Source organism: Pedobacter foliorum, from assembly GCF_013266735.1.
Taxonomy (GTDB): domain Bacteria; phylum Bacteroidota; class Bacteroidia; order Sphingobacteriales; family Sphingobacteriaceae; genus Pedobacter; species Pedobacter foliorum.
In genome coordinates this window covers 427829-449506 of sequence record NZ_JABSNU010000001.1, presented here as the reverse complement: position 1 = coordinate 449506, position 21678 = coordinate 427829, and the positions used below count along the sequence as shown (strand labels likewise).

General features: G+C 38.8%; 18 protein-coding genes. 6 read left to right on the top strand and 12 right to left on the bottom strand.

The annotated features are described in order from the left end of the window. Positions 1 to 63: 63 nt before the first annotated feature. The 3 genes from HQN83_RS01985 to HQN83_RS01975 all read left to right on the top strand — a co-directional run bounded on the left by HQN83_RS01985 (position 64) and on the right by HQN83_RS01975 (position 3287). Positions 64 to 480 (top strand): DUF2846 domain-containing protein, encoded by a 417-nt coding sequence (locus tag HQN83_RS01985; RefSeq protein ID WP_173088067.1) that lies wholly within the window; start codon positions 64 to 66, stop codon positions 478 to 480. 57 nt (positions 481 to 537) lie between these two features. Beyond that, on the top strand, positions 538 to 1332 hold the full coding sequence (locus HQN83_RS01980) for an SDR family NAD(P)-dependent oxidoreductase (RefSeq protein WP_173088065.1): 795 nt from the start codon (positions 538 to 540) through the stop codon (positions 1330 to 1332). 680 nt (positions 1333 to 2012) lie between these two features. Continuing rightward, positions 2013 to 3287, top strand: a complete 1275-nt coding sequence (locus tag HQN83_RS01975) for an alpha/beta hydrolase family protein (RefSeq protein ID WP_173088063.1) — start codon at positions 2013 to 2015, stop codon at positions 3285 to 3287. 218 nt (positions 3288 to 3505) lie between these two features. Here the strand turns inward: HQN83_RS01975 and HQN83_RS01970 are convergent, their stop codons facing one another. Then, complete coding sequence (locus HQN83_RS01970) at positions 3506 to 3886, bottom strand: hypothetical protein (protein WP_173088061.1); 381 nt, start codon at positions 3884 to 3886, stop codon at positions 3506 to 3508. Positions 3887 to 4235: 349 nt separating this feature from the next. Here HQN83_RS01970 and HQN83_RS01965 point away from each other — a divergent pair, with 349 nt between their 5' ends. The 3 genes from HQN83_RS01965 (at position 4236) to HQN83_RS01955 (ending at position 6449) form a co-directional block, all read left to right on the top strand. Continuing rightward, on the top strand, positions 4236 to 4532 hold the full coding sequence (locus HQN83_RS01965; RefSeq protein WP_217277291.1) for a phage tail sheath C-terminal domain-containing protein: 297 nt from the start codon (positions 4236 to 4238) through the stop codon (positions 4530 to 4532). 126 nt (positions 4533 to 4658) lie between these two features. Then, entirely contained in the window at positions 4659 to 5474 is an 816-nt protein-coding gene (locus HQN83_RS01960; RefSeq protein WP_173088058.1) for an SDR family NAD(P)-dependent oxidoreductase, read from the top strand. A 78-nt stretch (positions 5475 to 5552) separates the two neighbouring features. After that, positions 5553 to 6449 carry a helix-turn-helix domain-containing protein gene (locus HQN83_RS01955; protein ID WP_173088056.1) on the top strand — a complete coding sequence of 299 codons (897 nt, stop codon included), beginning with the start codon at positions 5553 to 5555 and terminating at the stop codon, positions 6447 to 6449. Positions 6450 to 6632: 183 nt separating this feature from the next. On the opposite strand, the gene HQN83_RS01950 is transcribed toward HQN83_RS01955, so the two are convergent. The 11 genes from HQN83_RS01950 to HQN83_RS01900 all read right to left on the bottom strand — a co-directional run bounded on the left by HQN83_RS01950 (position 6633) and on the right by HQN83_RS01900 (position 21557). Next, positions 6633 to 6860, bottom strand: coding sequence for a hypothetical protein (locus tag HQN83_RS01950; RefSeq protein ID WP_173088054.1), 228 nt, complete (start codon positions 6858 to 6860; stop codon positions 6633 to 6635). A 552-nt stretch (positions 6861 to 7412) separates the two neighbouring features. Then, complete coding sequence (locus HQN83_RS01945) at positions 7413 to 7859, bottom strand: protein-disulfide reductase DsbD N-terminal domain-containing protein (RefSeq protein WP_173088052.1); 447 nt, start codon at positions 7857 to 7859, stop codon at positions 7413 to 7415. A 19-nt stretch (positions 7860 to 7878) separates the two neighbouring features. Then, positions 7879 to 9585, bottom strand: a complete 1707-nt coding sequence (locus tag HQN83_RS01940; protein WP_173088050.1) for a trypsin-like peptidase domain-containing protein — start codon at positions 9583 to 9585, stop codon at positions 7879 to 7881. A gap of 105 nt (positions 9586 to 9690) precedes the next feature. Next, the gene (locus HQN83_RS01935) at positions 9691 to 10833 is read right to left on the bottom strand and encodes a TlpA disulfide reductase family protein (protein WP_173088048.1); all 1143 of its coding nucleotides are present in this window, start codon (positions 10831 to 10833) and stop codon (positions 9691 to 9693) included. Positions 10834 to 10851: 18 nt separating this feature from the next. Further along, positions 10852 to 12273: a PKD-like family lipoprotein gene (locus HQN83_RS01930; RefSeq protein ID WP_173088046.1), complete on the bottom strand. Its 1422-nt coding sequence runs from the start codon at positions 12271 to 12273 to the stop codon at positions 10852 to 10854. 10 nt (positions 12274 to 12283) lie between these two features. Beyond that, on the bottom strand, positions 12284 to 13111 hold the full coding sequence (locus tag HQN83_RS01925; protein ID WP_173088044.1) for a DUF4843 domain-containing protein: 828 nt from the start codon (positions 13109 to 13111) through the stop codon (positions 12284 to 12286). A gap of 17 nt (positions 13112 to 13128) precedes the next feature. Further along, on the bottom strand, positions 13129 to 14619 hold the full coding sequence (locus HQN83_RS01920; protein WP_173088042.1) for a RagB/SusD family nutrient uptake outer membrane protein: 1491 nt from the start codon (positions 14617 to 14619) through the stop codon (positions 13129 to 13131). A gap of 32 nt (positions 14620 to 14651) precedes the next feature. Beyond that, entirely contained in the window at positions 14652 to 18056 is a 3405-nt protein-coding gene (locus tag HQN83_RS01915; RefSeq protein ID WP_246254171.1) for a SusC/RagA family TonB-linked outer membrane protein, read from the bottom strand. A 203-nt stretch (positions 18057 to 18259) separates the two neighbouring features. Next, positions 18260 to 19426, bottom strand: coding sequence for a FecR family protein (locus tag HQN83_RS01910; protein WP_173088040.1), 1167 nt, complete (start codon positions 19424 to 19426; stop codon positions 18260 to 18262). Positions 19427 to 19523: 97 nt separating this feature from the next. Further along, positions 19524 to 20108, bottom strand: coding sequence for an RNA polymerase sigma factor (locus HQN83_RS01905; RefSeq protein ID WP_173088038.1), 585 nt, complete (start codon positions 20106 to 20108; stop codon positions 19524 to 19526). Between the two features lie 816 nt (positions 20109 to 20924). Then, complete coding sequence (locus HQN83_RS01900; protein ID WP_173088036.1) at positions 20925 to 21557, bottom strand: immunity protein Imm33 domain-containing protein; 633 nt, start codon at positions 21555 to 21557, stop codon at positions 20925 to 20927. Between the last annotated feature and the right edge of the window lie 121 nt (positions 21558 to 21678).

The following is a 21678-nucleotide window of genomic DNA, read 5'->3' as shown; positions in this document are numbered from 1 at the left end:
TAATTACAATTTTCAACTGTAAAAACAATAAATTTATTGCTGAATTCATTTAGATCATAACCCATGAAAATCAAGATTTTTAGCCTCCTGTTAATTGCTGTTAGCTGCATATTTAGTTCATTTAAGCCTGAGGAAACCGGTCAGGTTTATTTTCTTCGTTCTACAAATAAAGTTGGATCGTTGCTTGCTTATAAGGTTTATATAGATGATGAACTTGTTTGCCATTTAAAAAACAACCGATATTCTTTACATAATGTACCGGCAGGAGAACATACTGTATCTATACAAGGTACCGGACTAGGGAGCCATGCCAAATCAAGGCCACTAAAAATAACAGTTCTTCCCGATAAAAGTAATTACCTGGTGGTAATAAACGGCACTGAATTATACATGCAGGAAGCAGTGGAGTCATCTGCGCAAGAGTTGTTAAAACGCGTAGCTGTAACCCGGGAATGCCTGCCAGAAAAGAAAGATAAATAGGGATACTCCCTCCTGTTTTACACAAATGTTTCAATCATCATTACTGGAATTTAGATTATGGATTTAAAACTACAAGGGAAAACTGCCTTTATCAGTGGTTCCACAGCAGGGATAGGCTTTGCTATTGCCTACAGTTTATTAAAGGAAGGCGTAAAAGTGATTATTAACGGTCGTACGAAACAAGGTATTGCCTCAGCCGTGGAGAAACTGAAGAATCTGGTCAAAGACGCAGATGTTTCAGGGCTGGCTGCCGACTTTGGGAATGCTGAAGAAGTCAACACCTTAATCAATAGTCTTCCTGATATTGACATCCTGATTAACAACGCCGGTATTTTTGAGCCCAAACCTTTCGAGGAAATACCCGATGAAGACTGGTTCAGGTTTTTTGAAGTAAACGTCATGAGTGGGATCAGACTTTCCCGACGTATATTTCCAAAAATGCTAAAGAAAGACTGGGGCCGAATTATATTTATCTCCAGCGAATCAGCAGTTTTCATTCCGGATGAGATGATCCATTACGGTATGACAAAAACAGCACAGCTAGCCATTAGTCGGGGTCTTGCAGAATTAAGTAAAAACACGGGTGTAACCGTAAATAGTGTCCTCCCAGGCCCGACTAAATCCCAGGGGGTTGGGACTTTTATTGAAGATTTAGCAAAAGCAGGAAACATCTCCGTTGCTGAAGTAGAAGTTGATTTTTTTAAGAATATGCGTCCAAGCTCTTTACTGCAAAGATTTCTTTCAGTTGAAGAAATTGCCAGTACAGTTAGCTACTATGCAAGTCCATTGGCCTCTGGTACAAATGGAGCAGCAATTCGTGTAGATGGTGGACTTCTAAGGTCAATCTTGTAATCTTAAAAGGACTCCACATCTGTATCCAGGGAACCGCGAAAGGCATAAAAGATTTCCTCATTTTTATTAAAAACATATTGCCTTTTTAATTAAATCTCTTTCAAAAAAGATAAAATTCCTTCTAAATGTTCTAATGAAGATGCTTGATCTTACTTAAGGAAATAACCAAATTAGGACAGAATTTCTGATGAAATTCTCATGCATTGTATTGAATTTTTAAAAAAGCATAGAGATAAGGTGCGAGGTCATATCAGCTCGGGCGTGTAAATTGTATATTTCACCAAAACTGACGAAGAACCATGTTCTGCTAAAGAGGTGGCCCTCATCTGGAATAATCCCCAATAGTGAATTGGGTGAAAAATTGTTCAAAACTCAACACCTGATTATTGAGGCAATGCCTCAAAAAAAATAGCCATGCAGAATTAGCAAGAATGTCAGGGATTTCTGTATCATCACTTTTTCCTGTTCAGTTTCGCACATAACTGTTCGCTTATGAACAGTTATGTTTTTCGCAATACCAATAAGTAGTTTGATTGTGCTGCTAAAGCTCTTTTTTAGGTTGGCACAATGAATGGTCTTGTCATAAAATATATCTTAATACAGAGGCCCAAAAAATATAGGCCAATAACAGATACAAACACCTAAACTTTAAAATTATGAAATCCTTCTACACAGCTCTTTTGCTTACAATAGCACAAATCGCACACAGTCAAACACCACAAGGACATTATGAAGGTGCTTTGACACGGGATGGGTCTGTTCAATTAATTTCATTTGATTTTCATATAGATAAAACAACTTACGATATCCCTGAAATTGGTTATATGGACGTGGTGACAGAAAAAATATCTCAGCGCAAAGACACTTTGAATGTAAAGATATTCTACGGAGATTTCTATTGTTTCTTAGACCCCAAAACAGGAGATATAACGGGTTTAAGCAAGGATATAAATCCTAAAATGCGGATTCATCTGAAAAAGGCATTAGCGAAAGAAAAGAGCTTTTCAGAAGAAGAAATTAAATTTACTAATGCAGATGTTTCGCTTGCAGGAGTTTTGTTTAAACCCAAAAATATAGAAAAGTCTATTCCTTATGTGATTTTAGTACATCGATCCGGATGGGAAGACAGGGACACGCCTTGGTATCATTCTTTAGCTTATAGTCTGGCAAGCAAGGGGATTGGAGTTTTGCTTTATGATAAACGTGGAACGGGTAAATCAACAGGTAATTTTTCATCAGCAGATTTTAACGTTTTGGCAGATGATGCTGTTTCTGCTTTTAATTATATAAAAGAAAGAAAAGATTTGAATTACACCAAAATAGGCTTTCTAGGCGCAAGCCAGGGAGGATGGATTACACCACTTGCAGCGAATAAAGTCTCGAACTGTGGCTTCGCAATTTTAATAGTAGGGCCTGCAGTGTCTCTTTATGAGCAAGATATTAATCGTGTTCAATATACGTTGATTGATGAAGGGTATTCAAAAAAATCCATTGATTCTGCACTTCATTATTCGGGACTTTTTTTCAAATATATTCAGACTAATAATACGAAAGATTGGGAAGCACTTAAAACATATGCTTCGAAAATTAAAGATAAAAAATGGATAGATTATCTTGATATACCTCAATCGAAAACTGGAGATGATGTATTATGGTGGAGAAAAAACAGGTATGACCCTAAAGAGGCTTTAAATAAAATAAAATGTCCTGTATTAAGTATTTTTGGGGAGAATGATGTATTAGTGCCACCAGCCGAAAATAAAAACAAAATGGAAACTTATCTTAAAAATGCAGGCGTGGACTATAAAACTGTTACCATAAAAGATTGCGGGCACGACATGATAACAAAGGGTAAGCTGAATGGTGCTGATTGGGATTGGCCTTATACTTATTGGCAATGGCAAAGACAACCTCAGGAATTTTTCAGTTCAATATTTGAGTTTATAAAAAAATAAAACAAAAGCCATACATCAAAATGCAATAGATAACTACCGTTCGGCATTAAGGCAGCTCTTTTGGAATTAAATACTGAGTTAGGGCCTTACTGCAAGTGGATCAACTTCTTCATGCTTGCAGTATGTCCTCTTCATTTAACTATCGATATAAAAACACTTTGATCAGTCATCTGTCTAATCTGTAGCTATAATATGGAAACTTGGTACTAGACATCGTCCTAGTCACGATCTTGCAGTATCACAAGATTTCGTTGAGCTATGCGCTCCCCATTAACCTTGATATTTCCTTTGCAGATTGCAATCTTCTTTAAGGGATATACTTTAAGGATGGTTGCAAGCGCCTCATTATTGTTTGTAGCTATCCAACGAGCCCCAGATTTGTAAACGATCAAACAAGATCTTAATTTTTGAGCTTGCGCTACAAAATTTTCTCTGCAACTAGCTGCCGAACATTCTTTCGCCCGGGCCGCACTAAATCCGAATTGCGTAAGTGTATCTGTTCTGAATTTTGTTTCCGCCTTACTGGAATGAGGGTTTGGAATGTTTAAAAACAACAAATTTGAAACAGCTAAAACAGATACTATAATTTTTGTGATCATATTGTATAATATTAAACTTAACTACTGAAAATATAAACTACTGGCTTATTGATTTCGCAATTGGTCTAAATCGCTAGCATTCCATGTGAACATGCTGGCTGAGCTGTTACAAGATAACTAAAATTTTAAATCTGATTGTTTTTTATCTGTAAAGACCTGAAGACATAGCTTTGCTTAGCCGGTTGTCGTTTCTTAAAGAAATAATCTTCAAAAGGATCACGATATCCTGAGGCCGCATACCTTTTTTGCTTTCCTACTTTAAAGCTTCACGATAATTCTCGATTCGTGAATTTGATATTATGCTGTTGCGGAAATACAAGGTATTTATACCCCAGGAACTCCTATGATTATGATTGAACAATCTTTAAAATTAGCGATCAAATCATATGTTTTTGAAGCCAACGATGGAAACACATGGGTAACGATCAGTAGCATGGTCAACAACTTCCTTTGTAACTTATGGAAACAAGGTGCCCTGGCAGGTGAAGCTCCAGAACAAGCTTACAATGTTCAGATTGGATTGGGGAGCACCATGACCCCTAATGATATAATAGCCGCAATTATGCGCATTACTGTAATCTTGGCTATTGTTCGTCCCGCTGAATTTATTGTGTTAACAATCCAGCAACAGCAACAACAATCTTAACTTTCAGGACACCACAGCATGTTCTCAATTGTCAGCCCGTTAAAATGTATCATACATTCCTACTTCTGTATAAGTACCGAACAGTCCATTCACCCTAATTTTGGACATCATTAAATAGAAAGAAAAATGAAAAAGACAATTTTAATAACAGGAGCTTCCCGAGGTTTTGGAAGAATATGGGCAGAAGCATTTTTGAAACGTGGTGATAACGTCATTGCAACAGCAAGAAATATCGAATCCTTAAATGATTTGGTGAACTCATATGGCAGTTCAATACTTCCACTCCAGCTTGATGTAACCAACAGAACACAGAGCTTTGAGGTCATCAATAAAGCGCATCAGCATTTTGGACAATTAGATGTAGTGATCAATAATGCAGGATATGGGCTATTTGGCACCATTGAAGAAGCAAGTGAACAGGAAGCCCGTGATCAATTTGAAGCCAATGTTTTTGGTACACTGTGGGTTAGTCAGGCAGCGATTCCTTTAATGAGAACGCAGGGAAACGGACACATCATTCAGGTGTCAAGTGTATTGGGTATAGCTGCAATACCTAATTTAGGTCTTTACAATGCCTCCAAATGGGCTGTTGAAGCCATTAGTGAGTCGATGGCGGCAGAAATTAAAGGTTTCGGAATACATACCACCCTGGTGGAGCCGATAGGTTATAGCACTGATTGGGCAGGCCCATCTGCAGTACATAGTACAACTATTCCCGCCTATGATGAACTGCGTGCTGTTGTGTATGAGCAACTGCAAAACATGCCGTTTGGTAATCCGGATGCCACAGCAGAAGCAATCCTGAAAGTAGTAGATGCTGAAAATCCCCCACTTCGTATTTTCCTTGGTAAAACGGCACTACCATGGGTAAATCAGGTTTATTCGGATCGGTTAGCGCAATGGGGACAATGGAACGACGTATCGGTGGCTGCCCACGGATAACACATATTAAACTAAACCTATTGAGAAGAATCTATGTGTTAATCACATAGGTTTTTCTTATTTTGTAAAACAAGCAGTATGAAACATTTTAAAACCATCAGTGAACTGTACAAATTAAATGGCTTTCCGCAACCGGAAAATCCCTTGCTTAGCCTGATTACCTGTTCTCAGCTAAATAGTTGTACACTTGCCTATACAGAGTTTAGCAGCGACTTCTATATGATCGCTTTAAAAAAAATGAAGTCAGGCACGTTTTTATACGGTAAAACAAAGTACGACCATGACAATGGTTCCATGTCCTTTATCAAGCCCAGACAGCTGATCAAGCTTGAAAACATCGAATTGGAAGAAGAGGGATTTATCATTTACATACATGAGGATTTCTTGCTGAACCATGCACTTCATTCTGAGATCAAGAAATATGGTTACTTCGACTACGAAGTAAATGAAGCTTTGCATTTGTCGCCCAAAGAGGAAGAAATCATATGGGATTTGTACCATAAGATTCAGACCGAGTACAACAACAATCAGGATGAATACTCCAAAGACATCATGATGACCCACATTGACTCTATCTTAAAATATGCGCAAAGGTTTTATAAGCGACAATTTTTAAACCGTGATGTATTGTCAGGAACAATCACTTCCAAATTTTTGGCCATACTGAATACTTATTTTGAAAGTGGACAACTCAAAAATGAGGGTTTGCCTAGCGTAAAATATATGGCCGATCAATTGAACACTTCTGCAAGGTATTTGAGTGACTTACTCAAACAGGAAACAGGTAAAACTGCTTTAGATCACATCCATATCTTTCTGATTGAGGAAGCCAAAAATTTACTCATGAGCAGTGACAGCACCATTGCTGAAACGGCCTATCAATTGGGATTCGAAAATCCTCCTTATTTTACCCGCCTGTTCAAAAAAGAAGTAGGGCTTACCCCAATGGAATACAAAGAAAAATTCCTGAATTAGCAACTCATAATATCGATTTGGTAAGGGAACTCCCAGTCTTCCCGTTTCTTTAAGCCTAACTAGATTTATAAAAATGAGTATTACCCACCTATTGATGAATGCACCTATTAAACTGGCGTTATGCCTGTTGTGTAGTCAATGATAACGAAAAATGGATCAAGGAATACCAAAGAATGAAATGTTTTAATACTGATCAGGTGAAATTAATCTGAAATAATTAAGTACAGGCTCTGCGACGGGTAACCTGCCTAGCATCGCAGCTTCAGCAGTCTGGTAATCCTCTTCTGTCAGTTCAAAAGCCTCATCCTTCTTCCAATTCAAATACCACATGTCCAGCATAGCTATTTCTTCTTCCGTAGCTAAACCTTCCTGGTATTTCTTTAACAAAGCAAGCGCGTCTTTCTGTTGCATGTCCTTATCGCAGGTTTTATTCTCTGCTCATAATGATGTAGACAGCTGAAAACTTCCCAGGGGGGATACAAAAATTAATTATTTTTATTTTGATGTGATTTACAGAGCTTCACCTAGTATCCATACACTAAAAAAGCAGTTGAGACGATGAGATAGACTTGTTTGTAAGCTGCAAAAGTGATTATATTTATCTCTGACGTTTTTTACGGGCTAAAAACAGAGAAAATAAATAAGCCCCGGACGCGGCCGAGGCTAAAACTTTGACTTAGTTACGTTTCCTTTTGGAAAGAGGCTTTACTAAGCATAACACTACAAATATAACTATTAATAAAAAAAATAAAATAAAATTGAATTACTCAAAGCTCGAATATTACGTTTCCCAAGCCCGTTTGAACCGATTCCTTCGTGCCTGTGGAGGCTCAAAAACCAAAGCCCAAAAGCTATACAAGATCAATCTCAGGGTAGCCCAGGCTTTTTATCCCTTGCTAAATCTTTTTATGCTTTTTGTATCAAAACTAGGCCGGTATCCGCCGGCCTTTGTTTAATTATTAACTAACTCACAGGAATAGAGAATTCAACGGTTTCAGGCGGCAAACATTGCTGCTCATTGCAAACCATAAACTCAAGGATACCTTTTATCCGGACCTTTGCTCCTGTTAGCTTTACCTTCTGCTGGAAAACAACAGCTTTCTCGAAATAGCTGACATTCATTTCAAATGATTTTTCAAATTTGGTTATCGCCTTTGGCTCTAAAGTTTTTCCGATCAATTTATAATCTTTAGCCTGATTAAAACTGAAACTTGTTTTTAAAGGTCCTCCTTCTGCTATACTTTGTGAATAAATGTGCCAGCCATCCCCTATGGTGGCTTTAAGGTATAAGATAGCTTCTGTTTTAGAGGTTCTTTTTGCTGCGTAACTCCATTTCACAGGATTAAGGATTTGGCTGCTGGCCGAAAGGCTTAACAAAAGCGCAAAGGTAAATACGAATAGATGTTTCATCTTTTATGTGTGTAATTGGTTAATAAGTGTAATGTTTTTCAATCAGTCGCAGTATCACAAACGTTGGAATAACGAGGGTCGTTGTTCTGCTGGAACGTGCGATATTAATGCCACAGAAACGATTCTTAATGTCAAAAACCGGCCCGCCGCATTCTTCAGGTTTAATTTTGGCATCATGGCAAAATACTTGTGTAAATCCATCACGTCTTATGCTTTTACCACCTGGAAACAGCTCAGCAGGATGATTAGTCAAAGGCGGTTTAAATACATCCAAAGTCAGATTTTTAGTATAGAAATTGGCTAAGCGTCTTATTTTAAAGTTAAGCTGATCGTAAGGCCACAACTTTGTAAGCTCAGTCCCATAATCTTCGGGTTTATTAATATCTATGCCATTTATACTTACTACCTGATCGCCTACCTCGATCCCGCTTACTCCTGCCGGTGAGTCTGCTTGAACTGCTGTAATCACAATATTGTTGTCTTTTAATGTAGCCATAGCACCGAGGTATCCGATGCTAAATCTTTTTGGAGATTTAAAATACATACTTCCAATAATACTGATCTGATTGTGCTGATCTGGCAATGGAGAAAGCAGGAATTTACCCAGTTCCTCAAAGGATAAGCTATCTGTTCTGAACTGTTTTAATGGTATCCCTCCCTTAACTTTGGATAATGGCTCCAATAGAACAAGGTCATTTTCAGGATCACGCGAGATCACTTTAAGGACAATGGATTCATTTTGGGCAAATAACACAGGATGATCGCCAACCAGGGAATTTTTACTGATCACAAGACTATTGACCTTTTCCTTACCGGCAGCGCCTGCCGGTAAGGAAAATAATGTTCCATTGACTTGTTGCTCTTTGCCTTTGATCATACTGCGAATAAACAAACAACTTTCCCTTAACTGAGTAGGTAATGAGGTAAAGCCAGATTGCGGATTCTTGAGGGCTGGAATACTGAGAATCGTGGATTGATGTGGGTCAATACCAATGGCATCCTCAGTTGAAGGGAGTACCCCATAGGTTTTAGGGATATTCAAGGCAGTCCAGTACTTTCGGTAAAGATCTACCGGGATTTCATAATTTTCATCTTCAGCAATTCCAATCGCACTGTGTAACGCGATTACCCGTCCGAAATGATCGAATAAAGGGCCTCCTGAGTCTCCCGGTTCCATGATACAGGTCGATTGGATGAATCCATACTGATTCTTCAGGTCTGTAATTCGGCCAAATCTAATGGTTGGCAATGTTTGATTTAATGTCTCGGGGTAGGCAATACTTAAACAAGGTTCATCTATTTTTAAGGAAGACGACCAGCTCATTTCGGCATAAGGCCAAACGCCTTTTTCGATGATTTTCATCATGGCAACATCCGGAAACATCTTGTTTACGGTAAATTCAATTTCACCAAGTCCACTTGCTATATACGATTTACCATCAGGGAAGTTGATTAGATAGGTATTACCCGGCTGATTTACATGGGCGGCTGTTAGGATATGACCCTCAGCAGTAACAACTACTCCAGTAAACTGAGCACTTGTCTGAACCTTTTTCAGCGTATCAAATCCCCATATCCTTACACTGGCACCATAGGCTTTTTTTATAGCTATAGCTAGTGTTTTTTCTAACTTTTCAGGATGAAATTTCTGACTAAAAGATTGGGCAGAAATCAGCAGCAACAGCAGAAATAGAGCTGTTTTAAATGTATTTTTAATAAAGGTCATTTACAATTTTTTAAGACACCGTTGCTTTCCGCTCATTTGAGCATTACTGCCCCGGTAATGCAATAAAGCAATTTGTCGGGGCAGTATGCTTGACAGAAATTTTGATTAATTCAGTAATTCAGACAGCTTTTTGTTTAGCGCCTCACCCATCAGGTGATTGCCAATAATTTTTCCATCAGCACTAATCAGGAAGTTGGCAGGAACACCAGAAATGCCGTATACTTTTCGGGCATCATTATCCCAACCTTTGAGATCAGATACTTGGGTCCAGGTTAGCCCGTCTTTCTTTATCGCATCCAACCATTTAGCTTTATCACTATCTACTGAAACACCGAGGATTTCAAAACCTTTATCTTTAAAAGCAGCATATTGTTTAAGCAGGTTTGGGCTTTCTGCGCGGCACGGAGAACACCAGCTGGCCCAGAATTCTACCAAAACCAGTTTCCCTTTATAATCTGACAGTGAAACGGATTTTCCATTTACATCTTTCAGCGTAAAATTTGGAGCAATAGCACCAATAGCAGTAACAGTGTGTGCATTTAAAAGCTTGTAAAGTCCTTGTCCTCCATACGACAGACGAAGTTCTTCGCTAAGCTTATTAAAGATTGGCATAGCGATCTCTGACTTTAGATTATAACCACTTACCGATTCTGCTAATGCCTGTAGGGCGAAATATGAATTAGGGTTGGCTTTGGCAAATTCGAGCATCTTTTCTCCCCGTGATTTTCTAAAAGCTTGCACCTGCTTGTCCAATACTTTAAAGTACATGGTGTCTTTTTGCTGTTCAGGCGTAGCCCTATTGATTGTCGCATTGGCATTGTGGTGCACGGTCATTACCGTAGGCCCCACCTGCTGATCAAAAGCTTTCATTTCATTGTAAACCTTTGACCCTGTCCATTTTGCATTGTACAATGAATCTTGAGATGTAATACTGATATTCTCCTTACCAAAGTAAACATAGATAACATCACCTACCCCCTTTGAACCATAGATTTCTTTGTCTTTAATGCCTTCACGGGAAAGTGTTATCCTCGAAGAAGCAATACCCGAAATATTTCCGGAAAATTTAAAGTTACCATCAACCAACTCCACAGAATCGGTACGGCCGTTACCCTCTGCACTATAATCCAGATAGATCTTTGCCGGTTTATTTAAGTTACCTATTTTTCCTGCGATGGTAAAATCAGGCGTTTGTGCGGCCACTGCTATAGGGGCCAGTGCTGCGAGAATTAAGAATTTTAGTTTCATATGTTTTTTAAGTTATATTTATCGTGTTGCCACATCTACTGGTGAGCCTGGTATTCCTTCAATCTTTTTGATGAATGTTCCCAGTTTTCCAGTAGAGATATCCAGATAGTAAATGCTACCTGCTACTCCCACCATAATGGTTTCTTCATTTTCAGAAAGTCTGATCATCGTTACTTCAGTTCCACCAAGATCAGTTGAGAGTTCTCTTAGATCTTCGTTGATTGGATTGTATCTATATACTTTAGATCCTGAAGCGAGATAGATAATCCCGTTCTTAGCTCCTTGCCATTTGGTTTTCTCTGTAATGAGTTCCTGACGAATAAAAAGACGTTTTTTTAATGGAGTGAAGGTGAAAGGGCCAGTAAATTTCACATTGAAAAATAGCTCATAGACTTTTCCGTCACTAGCCTTGCAATAGGCAAAGCAGTCGCTGCCGTTAAGCTGCTCCATATGAATGAGGTCCATGCCCACATTTTTTGGATCAAATATCGCAGTCGATTCGGAATCATACTGCGTCCCAAAATAGGTAGGTCCATTATATACATTAAGCCGAACAAACTGTTTTAAATTGCGTTCGAATCCGATAAAATAGGTTCCCTGGTTTTGATTAAAATTCATGATAAATGAAGGTGCGAGCTGATACTCTCCTTCGGCCGCACTGAACATGCCATAAGTAGGTGATTGATCCCAGGTATTGGTTGTTCCATAGGTTAATGCATTGCTGATGACACCGGCTAATATTCCCTGAGGGTGCTGTTTGAGTTGGCCAACCACTAAATTATCGGGGGCTGCAAAAAAGTTATCAGCAATGGTGTTGGGATATTTTGGATCTTCCTGCATGGTATTGGCATTTAAACGTATTCCACCACCTTTGGTGATGATCCAATAGCCAAGGAGTGTACCACCTGCAGTGGTATTTTTCATCAGGAAAAGATTCATAGGTTCTTTTGGGAGGTCTTTTCCTTGCATAGCCTGGTAAAGGCGTGCCTGCACTTCTCCCCCCGGTTTGATAAAAGAGAACTGTGTAGTGCCGTTTTCCAGGCTCAATACAGCAGTACCCGAACCGAATTCCGTACCGCCATCTACAAAGAAATCATGGAAATATTTCATTCCGTTTGTTTTGTTGTGAACAGTAAGGCGTGCCGCATACCTTTGGGCTTCAAGACCAAATATGATTTTAAGTGCAGGTCCGGTAAATTTGACATCATTACCAGTCATCACACTGATGCGCCATTGCAGTTCTATGTCATCTCCATTAGTGTTTTTTATAGTGGGTTTGATGATTAGGCTATCTCCAACTATGGCAGTATAAACGGTATCAAGATTTACTACATCCGGTGTAGCGGGCATATTGATCTCGTAATCGCCTAAATCCTTATGACAGGCAGATAGGGTAATTATGCTCAATGCCACTAATCCTATTAATTTTCTAAGGCTCATCTCTATATTTTTAAATAACTTCTTTTCCATTTTCATCAATGAAGTAATATTTTCCGGTCTGTGTATTTTTCCTCAACAGCGTTTTTTTACTAGGATTTGCAGTATTGAAAAAGTAATAACTGTCGGTATTTCCAGCCGTTACTTCTTGCAATACATACCCTTTAGCCACATTCTTGGTAACCCAGTTAAAAGGGTTGTTCATCATGATGGTGAGCAACCCGGTATAGTATAGGTTTTTAGGTGCATCCAAACCGCCTTGTGAACCAGTGGTCATGGAGGTTTGACCGGTTGTGATGAAAAACAATTCGTGCTTGGTTCTCGAATAATTGGTTAGCCACATATCCCACCAATCTGGTTTTTCCAACTTAGCAGAAAACACTATTTTGGCACGGATCATTGTAGGATTGTTTACGCCAAAGTCATCAGAAGCAATAAGTTTTATAATGATAGAAACAGATTTTTCTTCAAGAGCCTTATCCTTATTGTACATAATGACCGGGATGTAGGCCTTACCTTCATCAGCCGGCATGGTGTAGGTGCTTTTTAGTGGCTGGTAGTGTTGTTCTGGAATCGCTGTGGATGAATCCAGTTCTACCCGTACGTTGTACCTCCGGTCAGCAGTTGTTCTAATTCCGGCAAGTCGGACAGGTAAATACAAGGTGTCCTGAGCTTTAGTAGGTGTATAAGCAAAGGTTCTGACAAGGCTATCTTTATCGCCATTATATATATCGAAATATACGTTAGCATTACTACTAAATACCATCTCTTCCGCTTTTTTGCAGGAAGCAATGGACAAAAGTGCCAGAATGATGATGATATATGATTTTATAGTTCTCATAATTATGTTCTTATAAATTATCTGCCTCCGTAAACAATTTCATCATTAGGGAGAGGCAATACGAATATTTTATCTGAAGGAGGAATTGCAGTTCCTGTTGGCGCAGCAATAGCTTTATTAAGGCGCTTGTACATGTAAAACATCTGTCCTTCAGCAAGCCATTCTTTACGCGCTTCCTTTAATAGTTCATTAACAAGGCCATCTTCTGAAGGTACCGTTAGCTGATTTTGGAAGCCTCTGGCAGCCCGTACTTCATTAAAATATTGCAGGGATTGTGTAGGGTTTGTTGCATAGCTAGATTCGGCAGCAATGTAATAGATCTCACTTAGCCTTATCGCAGGTGCCATCTGGTAATGTAAGTTGGCATTTGCCTCTGTACTGAGCGAATTTCTATTGTACTTTACAATATCGTACCACCTGCTGTTTACATCTGCCATTAGCGTAACCCATTGTTTAAAGCGTAGGTCCTCTGCCCCAACTGTACCTGCTTCATAAATTAACCTTGCATCATCTTCTAAAAGGAAGAAGCCTCTGGTACCACTTTTAAACCAGTTCTCTTTGATGTCTTTTGTAGAATTTGGGATATACCAGCCAAATAACAACTCTTTATAAAGAATACGGTCTTTTTTCGCTTCATCAAAGGCGATAAAATCGCTTTGTGAAGTCCATGGGAATTTCTTTGAATCAATAACTTCCTTGGCATTTTTTAATGCATTGACTTTATCATTTTTATAAAGATAAACCCGGGCCAGGGTTCCGCAAACTGCATAATAGTTCAGGTGATGCCTTCTGTTCTGCAGAAACAAGAAAGGAGAATTCTCCTCTGTATTTTTGGTAGTATCTGTAACCAGTGGATAGTTAATCTTGTATCCGGCGCTGCGAATCGGATCATTTACCATTAAGGTTTTAGCCTCTTCTAGATCCTGAATCAACATATTCATTACTTCGGTCACCGACGACATTGGAGTAACCTCTTTGGTGTATTTTTTTGCAAATGGTATTCCCGGAGCTGTTGGATTTTTGAGATAAGAAGGCGCGAACAATCGCAAAAGGTCAAAATGTAAATAGGCCCTTAGCGCTAGTGTTTCACCTTTGATTAACTCATAATTTGAGCCGGTAAATACATTTTTACGCGCATCGATATTACTCAGTATCAAATTGCAATTGACGATAGCACTATACAGGCCACTCCATATTTTGTCTTTACGTTCAATGAATTTTCCATTTGTATAGTTGTACAGGGAAGTTTGTCTGTAGTCCTGTCCATCAGTGCCAATAGAAAAATTTTGGGCTAGCGCTTCAGTAGTTCCAAATGTCAGTTCCTTTCCATATAGGTCATGACTGGTACTCTTGATGTATACTCCATTTAAAGCTTCCATGAAACCGTTTTCGGTACTGAAAAGAATCGGGGCAGATATTTCTGATTCGGGCTGAACCTCCAGCCATTTTTTACAGGAACTCAATGAGCCTGCAAATAAAATAAGACCGATTAACAACTTAATGTTCATATTTTTATATTTTATCTGTTAAATAATGAGACCTAAAAAGTAGCGTTGATCGAAAAAGTGATGCTTCGGGCAAAAGGATAGTCAATCCCTCGCTCCTGCTTAATTGAAGACCATCTTGCCACATCATTGGCAGTTAGTGCAAAACGCAGGTTAGACATAGACAGTTTTTTCGCATATTTCTGATCTACATCGTATGATAAGTAGAGCGACTGCAGATTAAGCAGGTTGTCTTTTTGAACAAATCTTGAGTTTACTTCTGTGGTTCCTATATCTGCAATGTTTTTATAAAATGTCAGATCACCGGATTGTTTCCATTTCCCTTCAAATACCCGTTTGTCTACATTGTACTTTGCGTCTGCGTTTTCTACACGATCCACCAGCGTTTGGTTGTACGTATCGCCGCCAAAATAGGTCTCGAAATTAGCCGTAAGATTAAAGCGTTTATAGGTGAATGTTCCACCGAAATATCCATTGACTTTGGGGTCAGCGTTACCCACGACTACGATGTCTCTTTTGTCGTAATCATAGGTCTGTGTTCCATCTCTTTTTACATAAAGCTCACGACCATTTTCAGGGTCTATTCCTAATGAACGAACTGCATAGATGGCATTGATTGACTGACCTTCGTTGTACCTCAACAAGGGTATTCCTTTAAAACCCCCATCCTTTTGATCCACCGATTGAAGTTCATCGGCTTTGTCGTTGTATTTCTTTAGGGCGTTCGAAATTCTGACAATACGATTTCTATTCGCCACCATGTTTGCGGTAAGGTTTACAGACCACTCTTTCCTGCGTATAGCATCCCATCTGATTCCCAATTCGGCTCCTTTGTTTTCCATATCTCCAAGGTTCTCTTTGTAAGAAAGAAAACCAGTTGATGGAGGGAGTGTGATGTCTGCAAGGATATCTTTAGTAAACTTCCTATAGATTTTAGGAGAGATGGTCAAACGGTCTTTAAATAAGCCTAAATCTATACTAATGTCCGTCATTAAGGTTTTTTGCCAGGAAAGATTTTCGTTACCATAATTGTTCACAATAGCACCGATACCAGTTGAATACCAGTTATCAGATGAGTAATTGTACGTAGTTCTGGATAAATATGGATCAAACAATACGGAACCTGTTAATCCTGTTGATACCCTCAGCCTAAGCTGACTGATGACGTTATTATCTTTAAGGAAATTTTCGTTGTGAAGATTCCAGCCGAGTCCAAATGACCAGAAGGGTGCCAATTTATTGTCTACCCCAAACTTAGAAGAACCATCGACCCTTACAGTGGCATCCATTAGATATCTGTTATCATAGGAATAGTTCATGCTCATGAATGAACCTAATAATCTGGACCTCTCCAATCTACTGTAAGGCCTTCCATTTTCTGCGTATCCTTTTGCAAATCCGATATTTGAAAACCGGTCATTGGCAAAGCCAAAAGCAGTGTATTCCTTGGAATCAGAAAGCTCAGTACGTACGTTTACGCCCGCCATTACGTTAAAATAGTTTTTGGCTATTTGTTTTAGCCAGGTTAAGCGAATATTTCCGTCCCAATAGGTTTCTTTCCTATTCTTGTTTGTATATTCTCCCTTTTCATCGATTTTTGCAGTTTCATAAAGGTAATACCTATTAGCAAGAGGAGAAATGAAGATATCATCTGTATTTGAACGGCTTGTTAAACTCATCTGCCCTCTTAGTTTAAGGTCTTTCATCAGCTCCAGTTCAGCAGAAAGGTTGTCGATAATCTCCGTATAGGATGCTTTGTTAAAACTACTCAGCTGCGCATCGTATAGCGGGTTAAATGTGTAGGATTTCTCACGTGCTGAATTTTCCCAGATATCTATCACCCTGGTTATATTTCCATTCGCATCGGTCATCGAGTAGTAAGGATTTGTTTTTACATAGTCCGAGAAATTACCATACGGAGATTCATTTCCGGTTACCTGAGTAATGGAAAGGTCGTTCCTGAATTGAAGTTTGTTGACGTTATAAGTAAAATTCATACCACCAGAATACTGATCCCTTGAGGAACCTTTCATGACTCCTGGTCTGGTTTGATATCTGAGGTCTACACCATAACGGAATGCCTGTGAACCACCTTCAAGATATACAGAATGTTTCTGCCCAGCCGTAGTACGTACAGGTTGTGACAACCAGTAGGTGTTTACCCCTCCAATGACGTTTGCTAACTTATGATAATACAGCTCATCTAACTGATCCTGAGGGATACTCTCGTGACGAGAGTCGTACAAGCCGGCAAGTACCTCATATTTCAGTTTATCTTCCGCATTTAACACCTGATAATCGCTCAGGTCCGCTCCGGTAACATTCAGTTCGTAATTATAATTAACACGTAGTTTTCCCTCTTTTGGGGCCTTGGTCACAATGACCAACACACCGTTAGCGGCTCTGGCTCCGTAGATGGCTGTAGCTGCTGCATCTTTTAACAGCGTAACCGATGCGATTCGATTCACATCCAAATCAAAAACTTTTTGCACATCAACCTCATAGCCGTCCAGGATAAATGCCGGCATATTCACTCCACCAGAAATCGCATCCCTTCTCAATACCTCCCCATCACCACTTGGCAATGCCGAAGATCCACGTACATTGATGGAAGGTATCCTATTTGGATTTGAACCTACAAGATTATTTTGTGCCAGCCTAAAGGATGGATCAAAAGCACCTATACTCTGTAAAAGATTTTGAGGATTTATGGTCTTTAGCTGATCTCCGGAGATGGCAATAGCAGTACCCGTAAAACTGTCTTTTTTGATCGTTTGATAACCGGTGATGACTACATCATTCATCTGGGTCACCTCATCTTCAAGTTCTACGTTCAGGAATTTCTTGTCTCCTACTTTGATTTCCTTTATCTGGTAGCCAACGTAGCTGAATAAGAGTAAATCGTCCCCTTGGGCAGCAATCCTGAATTCTCCGGCTGCATTGGTCTGCGTCCGAATATTGGAATTAGATTTTAGAGAGACATTTACTCCCGGGATTGGTAACTTACTTTTGCTGTCTGTAACCTGGCCCGTGATCTCTATAAAGTTGTTCTTTGTGCTTTCCAGCGTTTTATTGCTCATCTGGTTCCTGATGACAATGGTATTGTTTACGATATTGAAGGTAAATCCCTGCTGCTGGAGAACAGCGGCCAGCGCTTCGTCAAGTGGTACATTTTTGAGTTGAACATTAATTTTTACACGGCTAACATTGACTTCCTCACTGTAGAAAAATAAATAGCCTGTTTGCTTTTTAATGTCTTGAAATACAGTCTCGAGTGTCGTATTCCGCCTGGAAACACTTATTTTTTGCGAATAACTTGCGGCAGACAAATGCATGGCGCCGATCAGTAATAAAATAGCAGTTAATTTCATCACTATAAGGAATTTATACTTTACCCTCCACATATCGCATGCGGGGTTGTAAAGAAAAGTTAATTTCATACTTTTGGAATAGAATTAAGTGAATAAATAACAGCCTGGCTTCAACATCTGGCTGTTGACCTTTTTTTTGGCCGGAAGTGGTGAGACACTTTCGGCTTTTTTCGTCCTTCGGTTCCTAGTGGTGGTGGTGTAGTTTTCTTATCATCTGATAATGGTTTGTGGTTAAAAATTCGGTTAGTTTAGTTGATTATAGTGGTTTAGAATTATTCATTACCGGAAGGGTCATAGGACACATATACAGTTTTTCCCTTTAGGCTAAGTTTTACCTGGTTCAGCTCAAGAATTTTAAATACTTCAGAAAGCTTGCTGTTTCTGGATATGCCCCCGAAGAACTTCTTGTCCGGGATAGTTCCAGTATATACGGTAGTAATGTTATACCACCTGGAAATTTCACTCATTACAGATTTCAAGTTATCCCCGTCAAAAATAAACAGGTCATTGGTCCATGCCGTCTCTTTATCTAGATTCACTTCGGCCTTAGTAATGGAACCGACATTTTCCCTGCTTACCAAAGCCTGCTGCCCTGGACTGATGATGGAATGGTTCTTTCCAACAACAACTTTAACGGAGCCCTCAACCAGGGTAGTTTTGATTGTGCGTTCATCTGCATAGGCCTCCACATTAAAATGTGTTCCCAGGACCTCTACCGTCTGTAATCCAGAGGTGACTTTAAAAGTATGTTGAGCATTTTTTGCGACTTCAAAATAAGCTTCACCCTGAAGGTCAACAACGCGCTCGGTTCCTTTGAATGAAGTCGGAAAGCTTAAGGAAGAGGCCGCATTAAGTTTGACCCTGGAGCCGTCGGAGAGTACAATGGTATATTGACCACCATTTGGCGTCGAAATGGTATTTATTGTAGTTTCCTCAGTTAAATTTGGACTAGCTGATACTTGATAGATCAGTTCTCCATTATTTTTTTTAGAGATACGGATCCCCGACTGATGTGCAATCACTCCTGTCTTAACCTCGTTCAATACAATTTTACTCCCATTAGCCAGTGTAAGCACTGCTTTATTGCCGCCTGGACTAATACTACGATCCATTTGTGCCACCAGACTATTTTTTTGTTGGTAAGAAACCAGGTAAATTGAAAGCGAAACAAGTAGAACTGCAGCAGCAGCAGCTCCGTATTTAATCCAGTCAGAACTTAGTTTCCTGATCTTCGGACCCGCAATTCGCTCATCAATATTTGCTTTGATGTCATTTTTCAATTCCGCAAACTCAGACTCATTTTCATCATCAATAAGCCCTTGCTTAACCTCAAACATATTGTAATAAGATTCAAGGAATTTTGTTTCCTCAGAACTGGCTGTTTGTTGTCTGTATTTTTTAAGAATTTCTCTGAAATAGTTTTTGTAGGCGCTTTTCATAATTCGGTTTATACCTATATGAGTCAGGATATAAAAAATAGCCCACGCTATATGAAAATTTTTATTTTTTTAAGCCAGATTAATAAAAATTGCTTTTCTATTTTGGTTGACAGTATAGCATAATCGCATAAAATAGCATCAGGGAAGTTCTAAGCGTATTTAAGGCCTTTCCCAATTGATTTCTTACCGTTTTCGGGGAAATTTCCAGTCTATCCGCAATTTCCTGACTACTTAGATCTTCTTCAAAGCGCATCTTAAAGATTATGCGCTGCTGTGTGGGAAGTTTCTCTATCAACTGATGAAAGGCTTCTAGGAACTCCGAATGTAGTATTTTCGCGTCGGCATCACCCTGGGTGCCCTCCAGCTCAGCTGCCGTATCAGGAAGTGCAGCATACCTACCCTCCTTCTCCAGATGTTTAAACACCCCATTTCTGGCAGACACATTTAAATAAGCAGGCAGGTTTTTAATTAAAGCTTTGGTTCCACTGGCCCAAAGCTGAACAAATACATCCTGAGCAATATCCTGAGAACGCTCCATGTCATTCAACCTTTTAAAGGCGGTATTAAAAACCAGCTTCCAGTAGCGGTTGTATAAAACATCAAAGGCATACTTACTCCCCTCACTCAATTGAAGCAAGAGCTCACGATCTTCAATACTATCTGAATTTCCCTTGTATGTCATCACCTTTATCAATCAAATCTATAAATATTTATGGTATTACCTATTTTGTTTCATCTTTACTCCTATTTCGACCTATATTTTTAAACTATCCAGCACAAGCTTTATATTATTAGCGTTTTGCGTGTATTTTTTACTTGAAAAACACAAAAACTAGTTCTTTAAACTGCTATTACTGCAATAAATGCGCTGAATCTAATTTTCAGACAATCTTTTTAAAACAGAATCTCACAATATGAAGGCGAAGATCAAAATTCATTAATCTATTTTGTCAGAATGATTTTTTTATTTAATTATTTTTGGGCAATCGTTATTCTGACCTCTTGCAAAGCCTTAACTCTCCTTGTTTCGCCAGGAATGCTTCCAGCGTTATCAAATTTTCTGTATCAGTTTTAACCGAGGCTACACCCCCCCGTCAGTTTTGCGAGCTTGTTCATATTTTTTTATTCGTTGATTATCTATTGGCTATTTAATGCTAAGTTGCAGATCCGACTAAAGCTGTATAACTGCTTTTATCTGGCCGATAGCGTAAACATAACAGATTAAAAATAAAGTCACAAATAAACACTACTAAAATAGTATACTTTATTTATTTTTGTTGAACAATCAATTGATCCTAAAGATTAATCATGATTTATTTAAAGTTAAACCGCACGATTAGTGTGTTTAAATCAGGTGGTTTACTTATTTGCAACCCGATTTTAAGTTCTGTCTTGTACTGGTTTAATGACAAGCTATAGCAATACAATTTGATATAAATCTACTTTTTAATCTCACCAAATTCATAAAGATGGTTTTGATCTTTCGCAGAAATCCTGTCTAATCAATTGAGAAATATTTCCCTGCTACTTCATCTCTGGCGAAATCCGATCCAAATGGCTCTTCAAGTAAATGAATAAAACTATCATCAAGGTTTAATACCACGCCAATTGAAACGTATTGGAGATTTGTTGAATCATCAACATACTCCTGAGTTTCTTCATCACTCATCATTGTCCATCCCGAATAATCTTCATATTCTCCTTCCTCACGATATAATCTACCCACTTTAAACCCTTCTTTAAGGATATGATTAGATACAAAGCATTTTTGATTACATTTTTCAATTAGCTCAGCTAGCGGATCATCAACATCCAATTCATCAAGTGTGTCGTACTGAATAATATGTTCTTTCTTAAAACTAATCTGATCCCCGGCTTTTAAATCCTTAATATAAAATGGAGTATTATCTAAAATTCCGACATAATCCCCATATTCATCAACTGATTCCATGAGCACCCACATTCGTTCCGCATTTAAAGCCTCCGGATCATCCGATTCGATTAAAAATATCAGCTGAACGGTCGTTTCTCCTGGAATCAGTTGATCAATTATTTCGTCAGATGGTTTATAGAAAGTATAAGGCGCTTCCATTCTAATTTCATCAGCATTTTCTAATTTCCAGCTAGGCATAAATAGTCATTTTGATCTTACCCTCTAAAGTACTATTCAAATGGCTATTTAGCAATTCAAATGAACAAACAAAGTTAATACTAAACATATTAGTGTTTGTAAAAATATCAATAGAAGAATA

Coding starts and splice junctions, on each gene's coding strand:
- HQN83_RS01985 (WP_173088067.1), top strand. CDS start 64: ATGAAAATCAAGATTTTTAGCCTCCTGTTAATTGCTGTTAGCTGCATA.
- HQN83_RS01980 (WP_173088065.1), top strand. CDS start 538: ATGGATTTAAAACTACAAGGGAAAACTGCCTTTATCAGTGGTTCCACA.
- HQN83_RS01970 (WP_173088061.1), bottom strand. CDS start 3,886: ATGATCACAAAAATTATAGTATCTGTTTTAGCTGTTTCAAATTTGTTG.
- HQN83_RS01965 (WP_217277291.1), top strand. CDS start 4,236: ATGATTGAACAATCTTTAAAATTAGCGATCAAATCATATGTTTTTGAA.
- HQN83_RS01960 (WP_173088058.1), top strand. CDS start 4,659: ATGAAAAAGACAATTTTAATAACAGGAGCTTCCCGAGGTTTTGGAAGA.
- HQN83_RS01955 (WP_173088056.1), top strand. CDS start 5,553: ATGAAACATTTTAAAACCATCAGTGAACTGTACAAATTAAATGGCTTT.
- HQN83_RS01950 (WP_173088054.1), bottom strand. CDS start 6,860: ATGCAACAGAAAGACGCGCTTGCTTTGTTAAAGAAATACCAGGAAGGT.
- HQN83_RS01945 (WP_173088052.1), bottom strand. CDS start 7,859: ATGAAACATCTATTCGTATTTACCTTTGCGCTTTTGTTAAGCCTTTCG.
- HQN83_RS01940 (WP_173088050.1), bottom strand. CDS start 9,585: ATGACCTTTATTAAAAATACATTTAAAACAGCTCTATTTCTGCTGTTG.
- HQN83_RS01935 (WP_173088048.1), bottom strand. CDS start 10,833: ATGAAACTAAAATTCTTAATTCTCGCAGCACTGGCCCCTATAGCAGTG.
- HQN83_RS01930 (WP_173088046.1), bottom strand. CDS start 12,273: ATGAGCCTTAGAAAATTAATAGGATTAGTGGCATTGAGCATAATTACC.
- HQN83_RS01925 (WP_173088044.1), bottom strand. CDS start 13,111: ATGAGAACTATAAAATCATATATCATCATCATTCTGGCACTTTTGTCC.
- HQN83_RS01920 (WP_173088042.1), bottom strand. CDS start 14,619: ATGAACATTAAGTTGTTAATCGGTCTTATTTTATTTGCAGGCTCATTG.
- HQN83_RS01915 (WP_246254171.1), bottom strand. CDS start 18,056: ATGAAATTAACTTTTCTTTACAACCCCGCATGCGATATGTGGAGGGTA.
- HQN83_RS01910 (WP_173088040.1), bottom strand. CDS start 19,426: ATGAAAAGCGCCTACAAAAACTATTTCAGAGAAATTCTTAAAAAATAC.
- HQN83_RS01905 (WP_173088038.1), bottom strand. CDS start 20,108: ATGACATACAAGGGAAATTCAGATAGTATTGAAGATCGTGAGCTCTTG.
- HQN83_RS01900 (WP_173088036.1), bottom strand. CDS start 21,557: ATGCCTAGCTGGAAATTAGAAAATGCTGATGAAATTAGAATGGAAGCG.